Consider the following 12,061-nt stretch of genomic DNA (forward strand, 5'->3'; position numbering starts at 1 on the left):
GGGCGCCTGTTTTGCTTTAAACGGCTGGTTTAACCCGCAACCGCCTTGGCAATCGCCTCGTTGAACGCCGGCAGGTCATCCGGCGTACGCGAGGTGATCAAGGTCCAACCATTGGCCGGGCATTGCTTGACCTCGACGTCCACCCACGCGGCAGCGCCGGCGTTTTGCAGGTCGATGCGCACGCTTTTGTAGGAGGTCAGGGTCTTGCCCTTGATCACGCCTGCATCGATCAGCGCCCACGGCCCGTGGCAGATCGCCGCGACGGTTTTACCGGCCTTGACGAAATCGTTGATCAGGCGCAACGCCGCCGCATCCTGGCGCAACGTGTCGGCGTTGACGGTGCCGCCTGGGATCACCAGGGCGTCGAAGTCGCTGCTCACCACCGCCGACAATTGCACGTCGGACTCCACGGTTTTGTCCTTCTCGGTGTCGCCAACAAAGGTCTGGGTAGTGCCGCCCTTGCTGGACGCGTGAGTCACCGTGGCGCCATAACCGCGCAGCGCTTGCAGGGGGTTGAGCAGCTCATCGCGCTCAATACCGGTGTTAGAGGTGATGATGAGGATGTGCTTGCCGTTGAGTTGCGAACTCATGGTCGAGTGTCTCCTGGGTCAGGGATGATTAGTGGGCGTGTTTGGCTTGCAGCTCGGTATTTGTTTCATCAGCAGAGTAGTTATGTGGATCTCCTTGAAATCCACCGTGGCGTGATGCCGTACCTGACTGTTGAGCGGGGCCCTCGGCAAAAGGTTTAAATTAATGCGCGTTTTTTTCTCCGGTGGTGCAGCGCGGCAAATTCCTTGAACTATCGAAATTCGGTGGGCTCTGCTGAATATGGGCCCGCTATTTTTTGCGGGCCTTCAACTGCTTGGAGAAAGACTGTGACTGCCGATAAAACCCCAGCCCCCATCAGCTCCGAAGACGCCCAGAAAGGCACTGAAAAACCCGCCAAGGGCCAGACCCTGGAACGTCCGAACCCGAAGACTGAAACCGTTGACAAGGTGCTGACGCCCACCTCGATCAAGGACATCGAACGCCAGACCGACGCCATCAACGAGCAGGCCGCCAAAGCTGAGCGCAAGCTGGGCCTCTGAGCATGGCCAGGTCGATTACTTGAGTGTGGAGCAGCAGGGCCGCGACATCGCGCGCAAGTTGCAGCACTGCACCGCCAGGGAACTGGTTTCAATGCTTGGGCGCGCGCATGTGGGAGCTGTCGAGCTTTAGCGAGGCTGCGATGCAGGCGCTACGGTCTTGCAGGTAGAACGCGGTGATCCCATCGCCGCCTCGCTAACGCTCGACAGCTTCCACATTCAACCTGCTTTGCTTGGACGTTCGTTTTTCACCTACTCGACCTCAACCCGCAGCACTTCCAAACCTAACTGCTCATACGCCTCGACACCCTGCACATGCCACTCGGTGATCAGCGTATGGATGCGGTTGCACGGCCCCACCACAAATGGTTCTACGGCGCCAAGCTTGTCTGCCATGGTCACGGCCACCACGTGCGATGCACTGTCGAGCAGCGCTTGCTTGACCGCCACTTCATCGAAATGCAGCGAGCTGATGCCCACCTGCGGGTGCAGCGCGCACACGCCGGTAAACAGCAGGTCGGCCTTGATGCTCTGGATCAGGCGCACGGTTTCGTGGCCGCTGGTGGACAAGGTGGCGGGGTTGAGTTGGCCGCCGGTCAAAATCACTTTCACGTCGGGATGGTCGGCCAGGGCAATGGCAATCATCGGCGACGGCGTGACCACGGTCAGGCGGATCGAGCGCGGCAAGGATTGGGCAATCTGCAGCGTAGTGGAGCCGGAATCGAACAGTACGATCTGGCCATCTTCAACGCGATCCGCCGCCAGTTGCGCGAGGTGGCGCTTGACCTCATTGGTCTCGCCGACGCGGGTGAAGAAGTCTTTGCCGGTGTCTTTGGGCCGGGGCAGGGCGCCGCCGTGCACGCGTTGCAACAGGCCGGCGGCGGCGAGTTCACCGAGGTCGCGGCGGATGGTGTCCTGGGACACCGCAAAGTGTTCCACCAATTCTGAGGCGGTGACTTTGCCGTCGCGCTCCAGCAGCAACAGGATTTTCTGTTTGCGCAACGAAGGTAGGTCGATGGCTTGATGAGTGCTGTGCATGTTTGTGCATCTTTCTGCGGTTTTATGCGAGATTAAGCTTGCCTCGATATAAACGCAATGACTGGTTGCGCCGCCGATGGGCGGTTACTCTCTGGGCTCAGTTCAGGGAGAGGTGACCTAGATGCCGTTGATCACAACCATCGAAGACTTACGCAAGCTGGCGCAAAAACGTGTCCCACGGATGTTCTACGACTACGCCGATTCCGGCTCCTGGACTGAAAGCACCTACCGGGCGAATGAAAGCGATTTTGCCCGCATCCAATTCCGCCAGCGCGTGGCGCGCAATATCGATCAGCGTTCGATCCGCGCCAGCATGATTGGCCAGGACATGGCCATGCCCGTGGCACTGGCACCGACGGGGCTTGCGGGCATGCAGCATGCCGATGGCGAGATCCTCACCGCCCGCGCCGCCGCCGCGTTCGGCCTGCGTTACACCTTGTCGACCATGAGCATCTGCTCCCTGGAAGATATCGCCGAACACGTCGGCCAGCCGTTCTGGTTCCAGCTGTATGTGATGCGCGACCGTGCGTTTATCGAGCAGTTGATCGAGCGCGCCAAGGCCGCCGGGGTTGATGCGCTGGTGCTGACCCTCGATTTGCAGATCCTCGGGCAACGCCACAAGGACTTGATCAACGGCCTGTCGGCGCCGCCGAAACTGACCCTGCCGAATATCCTCAACATGGCCACCAAGCCGCGCTGGGTAATGGGCATGCTCGGCACTAAGCGCCGGGGTTTCGGCAATATCGTTGGGCATGTAAAAGGTGTGGCGGACATGAGTTCGCTGTCGTCGTGGACTGCGCAGCAGTTCGACCCGCGTCTGAGCTGGGACGATGTGGAGTGGATCAAGAAATGCTGGGGCGGCAAGCTGATCATCAAGGGCATCCTTGATGTGGAAGATGCGCGCCTGGCGGCCAACTCCGGTGCAGACGCGCTGGTGGTGAGCAACCACGGCGGCCGCCAGTTGGATGGCGCACCGTCGAGCATCAGCCAACTGCCGGCGATTGTTGAGGCGGTAGGCACGCAAATTGAAGTGTGGCTCGACGGCGGCATTCGCTCCGGCCAGGACGTGCTCAAGGCGATGGCGTTGGGCGCCAAAGGCACCATGATCGGCCGCCCGCACTTGTATGGTTTAGGCGCCATGGGCGAAGCGGGCGTGACCAAGGCCCTTGACATCATCGCCCGGGAGTTGGATGTGTCGATGGCGCTGTGTGGCTATAACGATATACGCGATGTGAGTCGCGAGATTTTGCTGCCTGGAACGTTTCCCACAGGCGTTTGCTGAGCAAAAAAATCGTAAAAAAGTAAAAAGAGTTGTCCACGAAAACCGTGGGTATCTCTGTGGATAACTTTGCGAAGGCCCGGCAGGGTTGGCGATTTAGCCCTCGGTCAATATTTGATCAACTTTCCACGCGGGCCAGTATGGGCAGGGTTTGCGCTTGACAGCCAAGTGCGAACCCAGTGCCGAAAAGTATGTTTATGAGTCGCTATCACGGCCTGTGGAGTGCGTGACCACCTGCGCCGGTGCTTTTGCGCGCATGAGGTTTTCCAGCGCCTGGCCATAACTGCGTCCTGCCAGGCTCATGCTGTTGTTGTGTGTGGCGCCCGGCACCAGCAACAGCCGCTTGGGCTCCTGGGCGGCATCAAACAATTGCTGGCTGAAACGCGGTGGCACGTACTGGTCGGCCAGGCCGTGGACCACCAGCAGCGGCATGTGCACGTTGGCCATTTTGTCGATGGAGTCAAACTTCTGCGACAGCAGCCAGCGCACCGGCAACGAGGTATTGGCGACGGCGGCGGCCGCGTCCCCCAGCGAGGTGAAGGTGGATTCGATCACCAGCCCGCGCACGGGCAGCGGTGTCTGCTTACTCAATTCGGCCGCCAGGTCGATGGCCACCGCGCCACCCAGGGAGTGCCCGTAGATCAGGCGTTTGGCTGGGTCGGGTTGCAGCACTTGGAAGCGTTCCCAGGCGATGCGGGCGTCTTCATACACACTGGTTTCCGACGGCAAATCGCCGTGGCTTTGGCCGAAACCACGGTAGTCGATGGCCAGCACCGAGAAGCCCAGCGCGTGCAGTTGCTCGATGCGAAACAGCTGCCCGGTGAGGTTCCAGCGCACGCCGTGCAGGTAGAGAATGGCCGGCGCGTCCTTGTTGTCGGCCGGGTACCACCAGCCGTGAAGGTTTTGCCCCGGTTTGAAACTGGCGGGCTTGATATCGAATTCCTGCACCGCCTTAGGCAAGCCGGTGTACCAGCCGGCCGTGCCCGGCTCGATACGGAACACCAGCTCGCGCTCTTTGTGTTGCAGCACGGCGCAGCCCACCGGCAAACCGATGATCAGGATGGCCATGCACAGCAGGGGAAACCAGCGCAGGCCCAGGCGAGCGATAAAACGAGATGACATGAAGGTACCCATATAAAGGCGAAGCACGGGTTTTACCAGATGGCTTATGCAGGCAGGAATTAATTCGACAGCCGCGCATGGGGTTTGCTTGCAAAGTGTTACAGCGCGGCGGCCACCTGCACTCGATTGCGCCCTCGTGCCTTGGCCAGGTACAGCGCCTGGTCGGCCTGCGAGAGCAATTGAGAGAGGTCGCCGCCCGCCTGGGAGGTGACGATGCCAATGCTCACGCCCAAGTAGCCGGGGGCCAACAGGTCCAACTGCGCGAACGTCTGGCGAATGCGCTCGGCCACTTCAAACGCGCCGGCGGCATCGCTGTCGGCGAGCAGGCAGGCGAACTCTTCGCCACCGATGCGTGCGAACACGTCGGTGGACCGCAATGTCGCTTCAGCCACCCGGCTGAACGCGATCAAGGCCTGGTCGCCCATGGGGTGGCCGAAGTTGTCATTCAGGCGCTTGAAGTGGTCCAGGTCGCACAGCAGCAGGGCCGCGCCCTGGTTACGTCGAGCGCTGTCGGCCAACAGTTGCTCACCTTTGAGCATAAAGGCGCGGCGGTTGCCGATGCCGGTCAACGCATCACTGAAGGCGGCGGCTTTGAAGCGCAGTTCGGAGCGCTCCTTGACCATCGCCAGGGTGACGTAGGCAATGCCGATGGCGTACAGCATGGATTCAAACAGCATGAACGAGAAAAACGGCACGCCTTCGCTGCCCGAGGCCTGCGCGCTCTTGATCGGCAGGCCGGGGTCGGTAAAGGCACGAATGCCATAGAAACCGGTGTGCCACAGGGTCAGCACCAGGGCGGGGGCGTAGGCGACTTCCAGGCTGGCGCGCCGGCGCCATAGTTCCAGCGCCGACAACACGCCATACCCGGCCGCCAACAGCGAATACAGCGTGACCCGCGCCGACAGCGAGGCGTAGAACGGCGGCACCAGGCACATCAACAACCACAGCCCGGCACCGGCAAAGATCCCCGGCACATTGGGTTTGCGCTGCACAAAAGCGCGCATGGCGGTCCAGTTCATGGCGGCGCTGAGCAGCAGCACCACGTTGCCGATGATCAGCGCGACAAAGTCCATGCCCATACCGCGTACCACAATCAGCCCGGTGCCCAGGGAGGCGAGCAACAGCATGATGCCCAGATAGCCTAGGGTCGGTTCGCGGCCACGGCTCCAGGCATGCGCCGTCAGTAGGCCCATCAGGCAGAACACGAACACGGCCACTATCAATAGCGTCGGGATGTGCAGCATCATTTCCTTGAACCCGCAGGGAGATCCTTCTTGGGGCGCGATTGTAGCCGCAAGTGATGCGCTTGACGCTGGTATTGACGGCGCGAGATGCTCCTGCACATTTGCGCAGAGGCCTGAGCATGGACAACAGCCCCATTCGAATCACCGCTGAGGAAACCCTCTCGGACAGTTGGTACCTTCTGAAAAAGTACAGCTTCGACTTGCGCAGGCAGGACGGCAGTTGGCAAGCCCAGACGCGCGAGGTGTATGACCGGGGCAACGGTGCGACCATCCTGTTGTACAACCGTGCGCAGCGCACGGTGCTGCTGATTCGCCAGTTTCGTATGCCCACGTTCGTCAACGATTACCCGGGTTACTTGATCGAAGCCGCTGCCGGTTTGTTGGACAATGCCAGCCCTGAGGAACGTATTCGCCTGGAAGCTGAGGAAGAGACCGGGTACCGCGTTGGTCATGTGGAGAAAATCTATGCGGCGTTCATGAGCCCGGGGTCGGTGACTGAGCGGATTCACTTCTTTATCGGTGAGTATCAAGCAGCGGATCGGGTCGGTACGGGGGGTGGCTTGGAGGAAGAGGGCGAGGATATCGAAGTGCTGGAGCTGGGCTTTGAGCAGGCGTTGGCGATGGTGCAGAGCGGTGAGATTGTGGATGGTAAGACCATCATGCTGTTGCAGCACCTGGAGTTGCGTATGTTGAAAGAGGGGTGGTGAGGGGGGCACTTTTGGCAAACGCCCGGAATGCCGGCCCAGCTAAAAGTAACCAAAAGGTCTTTGCCCCACCACTCGGTGCCTCGCCTGTGTTCGGCCATCGTGGTTAACGGGGGCCTGTCAGATCAAAAGCAGTGAGTGGTTGAAGCAAAAGCACGGCAGAAGCAGAACACCACCACATCCACCTGATGTACTGAGATCTAAATGTGGGAGCTGGCTTGCCGGATCGCCGCACCTGATGCCATCGCAGGCAAGCCAGCTCCCACATTTGATTGAGTTCAGTTTCAGAGATCAGGTCGGCTGTCAGGCCGCCTTGGCTTCGCTTTTGATCTAACCACTCAGGTCGGCTACTAGGCCGCCGTGCTCTTGCTTTTGATCTTGATCTGTTTTTGATCTTGATCTTGGGCGCCCCGTTAAACCACGCTGCCCACGGTCCAAAGCCTGCGTGAGGGCACACCGAAGCGTGAGCGAGGTGCCGAGTGGTGGGGCAAGAGCGTTTTGCTTACTTTTGCGCTGTTCAAAAGTGAGCCGCCGTAAGGGCGGAACCCATATCCGCCATCACCCAAATAACGGATATGCCCTCAACCCCCCCCCAAAAAAAAACCCGCTTTACTTGAGCGCCGCCAACTGCTTCCAATCAATCGCAAACCGCGCCAGGTACTTGCGTAACCGATCCGCGTCATTCGGTTGTACCTTGGCCTGGCGCGACACGCCGAACAATCGCCGGCCAGCATCCGACAGGCTGTCTGCCTGCAAGCACACCTCAATCACCGCCTTCAGTTGCAGCTGGTCAAACAGATCCAGATCCGCAGGCAGCAAGGCTTGCCACTCAGCCTGCGGCGCAGATAAGCCCCAGGCGTAGCGCAAACGTTGGATTTCTTCTTCAGCCTGGGCCTCATCAATACGCCCGCTGTCCGCCAGCGTTGCCATACGCGTGATCGAAGCAGACAACTCACGAAAGTTGCCCAGCCACGCCGCTTCGCTGGAGCAGGCGAACGCCAGGTAACGACGCCGCGCCTCCAGATTGAAGCGCACGTGGCGGCCTTGCTCGCGGGCATGCCGTTCCAGTTCGAAATCGATATTGGGCTCGATGTCTTCACGCCGGCCCGCAAGGCCGGGCAGGTCAAAGGTCCACAAGTTGATACGCGCATACAGGTCTTCGCGAAACAGCCCCTGGGCCACGCGCCCGCGCAGGTCACGGTGGGTGCCGGCGATGATCAGGAAGTCGCTGGCCACTTCCTGGTCGGCGCCCAGTGGGTAGAAGCGTTTTTCTTCGACGGCCTTGAGCAGCATCGCCTGCTCATCCAGCCCCAGTTCGCCGATTTCATCGAGAAACAGCATGCCGCCATCCGCCGCGCGCAGCAGGCCGTCACGGGCATTTTGCGCGCCGGTGAAGGCGCCTTTGATGTGGCCGAACAGCGCCGACATCGCACCATCGCCGCGCAGGGTGGCGCAGTTCACTTCCACAAAACGCCCCTGGATTTGGTGGCGGCTGCGCTTGAGTTCGTAGATGCGCCGGGCGAGGAATGACTTGCCGGCACCGGTGGGGCCGATCAGCAGCATCGGCGCCTTGGAGCGCACGGCCACGCGCTCGATTTGCTCGATGGAGCCGTTGAAAGCGCTATTGCGTGTGGCAATCCCCGACTTGAGAAACGCCAGGCCTTCTAAACGTTTTTCGGCAAAGCGCGAGGCGATGCGGTCGTAGCGCGACAGGTCGAGGTCGATCAGCGTGTGGGTGCCAGTGGCGGGCGCGCTGTCGTCACTGCGGCGTGCCGGTGCGGTCTGGATCAGGCGTGCCGGCAGGTTGCGCGCCTCGGTCAGCAGGAACCAGCAAATCTGCGCCACGTGGGTGCCGGTGGTGATGTGGACGAGGTAGTCCTCGTGTTCGGTATTGAAGGCATAGTCTGTGGTGAAATCGTGCAGCGCGGCGTAGACCTCTTCGAAGTCCCAGGGGTTTTGCAGTGGCATCGCGTGCAGGCGCACCTCGGTGTGCGGTGAGATCTGCAGGATGTCGGCGCGCACCCGTTCGGCGAGGCTCACGTCGCGCGCGTCGACGTCGTGGATCAGCTCCAGGCGATCAATCAGCACATCGGCTTGCTGGCACAGGCCGACACTGGGGCGCCAGTAGTTCCAGCGGTTGGCGCCCTTGCCGACGCGATCCAGCTTGGACCCGATAAACCCGATGGCGACGGTGCGTTTGCGCTTCATGACTAGACCAAAAGATAAGTGACGATAAGCTAGGATATAAATTAGCCATTGAACTTGTCATCGCTTTTCATTATTTAAATCTGAGTGTTTGTAAATAACTATATAAAACAATGAGATAAGAATTTTAATTGAGTTGGTGAAAAAGCTGGCACGCCCGCTGCTATAGCTCAATCAACGCCGCAGTGACGGCTTTCAAAAAAAGAATCGAGATCATGCAAGAGAAGACCTACCAACTGCTGGAAGTGGCCAACGGCAAGCCGATCAAACTGTGGACCCAGGGCGTGCCCGTGGAACCTGAAGCCCGCCAGCAACTGATGAACACCGCCAAGATGCCGTTTATCTTCAAGCACCTCGCGGTGATGCCGGATGTGCACCTGGGCAAGGGTTCGACCATCGGCAGTGTGATCCCGACGGTGGGCGCAATTATCCCGGCGGCGGTGGGCGTGGACATCGGCTGCGGCATGATCGCGGCGCGCACCACGCTGACCGCCAGCGACTTGCCGGACAATCTCCACGGGCTGCGCTGCGCCATCGAAGCCGCCGTGCCCCATGGCCGCACCCGCAGCCGTAAAGGTCGCGACAAAGGGGCGTGGGAAGACGTGCCGGCCCAGGCCGATCAGGTATGGGCGGCGCTGCACCCGCGCTTCAAGGCGATCACCGACAAGTACCCACAGTTGGAGCGCAGCAACAACCGCCAGCATTTGGGCACGCTCGGCACGGGTAACCACTTTGTCGAGGTGTGCCTGGATGAAGCCAACCGGGTCTGGTTCATGTTGCACAGCGGCTCGCGTGGCGTGGGTAACGCCATCGGCAACCTGTTTATCCAGCTGGCCCAGGCGGACATGCGCCAGCACCTGGCCAACTTGCCGGACCGCGACCTGGCCTATTTCGAAGAAGGCAGCCAGCACTTCGATGACTACGTACAAGCCGTGGGCTGGGCCCAGGACTTTGCCCGGCAGAACCGCGAGTTGATGATGCGCGCGGTGGTCCAGGCCACACGCCAGGTGATCAGCAAGCCGTTTGAGGTGGCGTTGGAAGCGGTGAACTGCCATCACAACTACGTGCAAAAAGAGCGGCACTTTGGTGAGGATGTGCTGGTGACGCGCAAGGGCGCGGTGTCGGCGAAGAAGGGCGAGCTGGGGATTATTCCGGGCTCCATGGGCGCGAAAAGTTTCATCGTGCGCGGCCTGGGCAACGAAGAGTCGTTTTGCTCGTGCAGCCACGGCGCCGGCCGCACCATGAGCCGCACCAAGGCAAAAAACACCTTCACGGTGGCCGACCAGATCCGTGCGACGGCCCACGTGGAATGCCGCAAGGATGCCGATGTGATCGATGAAATTCCGATGGCCTACAAGGACATCGACGCCGTCATGCACGCCCAGCGCGAGCTGGTGGAAGTGCTGCACACCTTGCGTCAGGTGGTGTGCGTAAAAGGTTAACAGGGGAAAAACCATGGAAAAGGAAGAACGCCACCCATTGAGCGACGCCATGCGTGCGCGGGTGCTGGATGAGTTGGAACGCATAGAGCGCGAGCGCAACGTGACCGTGTTGTATGCCTGTGAGTCGGGCAGTCGCGCCTGGGGTTTTGCCTCTACCGACAGCGACTACGACGTGCGCTTTGTCTACGTGGAAAAGCCCGACTGGTTTATGCAGGTGGATACGCCACGGGACGTGATCGAAGGCCCGCTGGATGATGAGTTGGATGTCAGCGGTTGGGAGCTGCGCAAGACCCTTGGCCTGTTGCGCAAGTCCAACCCTACATTGCTGGAGTGGCTGGATTCGCCGCTGGTGTATCGCCAGGAAACGCAGGCGACAGAGCAACTGCGGGCCTTGGCCGAGGCGTTCTACAGCCCGCCAGCGGCGCGTAATCACTATTTGTCGATGGCCAAGAAGAATTTTCGCGGTTACCTGCAAGGCGACGAGGTGCGGTTCAAGAAGTACTTCTACGTGCTTCGGCCATTGCTGGCGGTGCGCTGGATCGACCTGGGCCTGGGGCGGCCGCCGATGACCTTCGCCGACCTGCTTGGCACGGTGGATGATCCGCAACTGCTCGACGAAGTGGCAACGCTGCTCGCCCTCAAGCGCAATGCCGGGGAAGCCGCTTATGGCCCACGGCGCCCAGCGCTGCATGAATTTATCCTGCGCGAACTGGAACGCAGCGTGCCGGTATTGCCACGCACGCAAGAAGACTCACAACGGCTGGACCAGTACCTGCGGGACACCGTCAAACGCTACGCATAAGGATGAACATGAAACAGGACGTGATTGAACTCGACGGCGCCATCGGCGGTGGCCAGGTGTTGCGCAGTGGCTTGAGCCTGTCGATGTTGACTGGGCTGACGTTGCGCATCAAAAATATCCGCGCCAAACGCAGCCGGCCCGGCTTGATGCGCCAACACCTGACGGCTGTGCTGGCCGCCGCGCAAGTCTGTGGCGCCAAGGTTCAAGGCGCTGAACTGGGGTCGCAGACCCTGCTGTTCGAGCCCGGGCCGATTCAAGGCGGCGAGTACCGCTTTGCCATTGGCACGGCCGGTAGCTGCACCCTGGTGTTGCAGACGTTGTTACCGGCGCTGTTGCGCGCACCGAACGCCAGCTGCGTGACGATCAGCGGCGGCACCCATAACCCGCTGGCGCCGCCGGTGGACTTTTTGCAGCGGGCCTGGCTGCCACTGTTGCAGCGCATGGGCGCGCGTGTTGAATTGACCCTCAACCGCCATGGTTTCGTCCCGGCTGGCGGCGGTGAGATTGAGGCGTTTATCCAGCCATCGCAACTGCTGCCGTTGCAGCTGATGCAGCGCGGCAAGCTGCTGGAGGCCCGCGCCACCACGCTGAATGCCGGGCTGCCCGCTCAGGTGAGCGAGCGTGAGTTCAAGCGCGTTCGCCAACGCCTGGGCTTCGGCGAAGCCCAGCTATTTCCAATAGAGATCGACCCGCAACAGGGGCCGGGCAATGTGCTGATGCTGGAATACGTCCACGCGCACGTCACCGAGGTGTTCAGCGCATTTGGCATGGCCGCTGTGCGTGCCGAAACCGTGGCTGACGAGGCCATTGACCAGGCGATGGAATGGCAGGGCACCGACACAGCGGTGGGTGAACACCTGGCGGATCAGTTGCTGCTGCCGATGGCGTTGGCGGGCGGCGGCCGCTTCACCACGCCGCACATGAGCGAGCATTTGCACAGCAACATGACGGTGATCCAGCGCTTCTTGCCGGTGGTGATTGAGAGCCATGTGCGCGAAGAGGGCGGGTTGCTGGTCGAGTGCCGGGCGCGTTAGAGATGCTCCGACGTCACGTTCTGCGGAGGGATAGGCACCCGGTGCCGCAGAGGATCAAGCGCCTCGGCGCTCTGCAATTGCACCTGCGCCGTCGCCGTCTGGCGCG

11 protein-coding genes are annotated in these 12,061 nt (G+C 60.8%); 6 read left to right on the forward strand and 5 right to left on the reverse strand.

Annotation, left to right across the window (positions count from 1 at the left end; all coding sequences use genetic code 11):
• Window positions 1–29: 29 nt before the first annotated feature.
• A complete protein-coding gene (locus ACI77I_RS21075; protein ID WP_406998310.1) occupies window positions 30–590 on the reverse strand; it encodes a type 1 glutamine amidotransferase domain-containing protein in 561 nt (186 codons plus the stop codon).
• Between the two features lie 285 nt (window positions 591–875).
• On the opposite strand from ACI77I_RS21075, the gene ACI77I_RS21080 reads away from it, so the two are divergent.
• Complete coding sequence (locus tag ACI77I_RS21080; protein ID WP_094950192.1) at window positions 876–1,088, forward strand: hypothetical protein; 213 nt, start codon at window positions 876–878, stop codon at window positions 1,086–1,088.
• Window positions 1,089–1,337: 249 nt separating this feature from the next.
• Here ACI77I_RS21080 and ACI77I_RS21085 read toward each other — a convergent pair whose 3' ends face one another.
• The gene (locus ACI77I_RS21085; RefSeq protein WP_094950193.1) at window positions 1,338–2,123 is read right to left on the reverse strand and encodes a DeoR/GlpR family DNA-binding transcription regulator; all 786 of its coding nucleotides are present in this window, start codon (window positions 2,121–2,123) and stop codon (window positions 1,338–1,340) included.
• Window positions 2,124–2,244: 121 nt separating this feature from the next.
• Between ACI77I_RS21085 and ACI77I_RS21090 the strand changes: the two genes are divergently transcribed.
• Complete coding sequence (locus ACI77I_RS21090) at window positions 2,245–3,405, forward strand: alpha-hydroxy acid oxidase (RefSeq protein ID WP_094950194.1); 1,161 nt, start codon at window positions 2,245–2,247, stop codon at window positions 3,403–3,405.
• Between the two features lie 192 nt (window positions 3,406–3,597).
• On the opposite strand, the gene ACI77I_RS21095 is transcribed toward ACI77I_RS21090, so the two are convergent.
• Both ACI77I_RS21095 and ACI77I_RS21100 read right to left on the reverse strand, forming a co-directional pair.
• Window positions 3,598–4,524 carry an alpha/beta hydrolase gene (locus tag ACI77I_RS21095; RefSeq protein ID WP_094950232.1) on the reverse strand — a complete coding sequence of 309 codons (927 nt, stop codon included), beginning with the start codon at window positions 4,522–4,524 and terminating at the stop codon, window positions 3,598–3,600.
• 98 nt (window positions 4,525–4,622) lie between these two features.
• On the reverse strand, window positions 4,623–5,771 hold the full coding sequence (locus tag ACI77I_RS21100) for a diguanylate cyclase (RefSeq protein ID WP_406998311.1): 1,149 nt from the start codon (window positions 5,769–5,771) through the stop codon (window positions 4,623–4,625).
• A gap of 116 nt (window positions 5,772–5,887) precedes the next feature.
• Between ACI77I_RS21100 and ACI77I_RS21105 the strand changes: the two genes are divergently transcribed.
• Window positions 5,888–6,475: an NUDIX domain-containing protein gene (locus ACI77I_RS21105; protein ID WP_242155666.1), complete on the forward strand. Its 588-nt coding sequence runs from the start codon at window positions 5,888–5,890 to the stop codon at window positions 6,473–6,475.
• A 606-nt stretch (window positions 6,476–7,081) separates the two neighbouring features.
• On the opposite strand, the gene rtcR is transcribed toward ACI77I_RS21105, so the two are convergent.
• Window positions 7,082–8,680 carry an RNA repair transcriptional activator RtcR gene (gene rtcR / locus ACI77I_RS21110; protein ID WP_094950197.1) on the reverse strand — a complete coding sequence of 533 codons (1,599 nt, stop codon included), beginning with the start codon at window positions 8,678–8,680 and terminating at the stop codon, window positions 7,082–7,084.
• A gap of 212 nt (window positions 8,681–8,892) precedes the next feature.
• On the opposite strand from rtcR, the gene ACI77I_RS21115 reads away from it, so the two are divergent.
• The 3 genes from ACI77I_RS21115 to rtcA are packed head-to-tail and all read left to right on the forward strand — an operon-like array spanning window position 8,893 to window position 11,955.
• The gene (locus tag ACI77I_RS21115; protein WP_094950198.1) at window positions 8,893–10,119 is read left to right on the forward strand and encodes an RtcB family protein; all 1,227 of its coding nucleotides are present in this window, start codon (window positions 8,893–8,895) and stop codon (window positions 10,117–10,119) included.
• Window positions 10,120–10,132: 13 nt separating this feature from the next.
• A complete protein-coding gene (locus ACI77I_RS21120; protein WP_406998312.1) occupies window positions 10,133–10,921 on the forward strand; it encodes a nucleotidyltransferase domain-containing protein in 789 nt (262 codons plus the stop codon).
• 8 nt (window positions 10,922–10,929) lie between these two features.
• Complete coding sequence (gene rtcA, locus ACI77I_RS21125; RefSeq protein ID WP_406998313.1) at window positions 10,930–11,955, forward strand: RNA 3'-terminal phosphate cyclase; 1,026 nt, start codon at window positions 10,930–10,932, stop codon at window positions 11,953–11,955.
• Window positions 11,956–12,061 lie beyond the last annotated feature (106 nt).

Origin of the sequence: Pseudomonas sp. D47 (assembly GCF_045447305.1) — a bacterium.
Taxonomy (GTDB): Bacteria; Pseudomonadota; Gammaproteobacteria; order Pseudomonadales; family Pseudomonadaceae; genus Aquipseudomonas.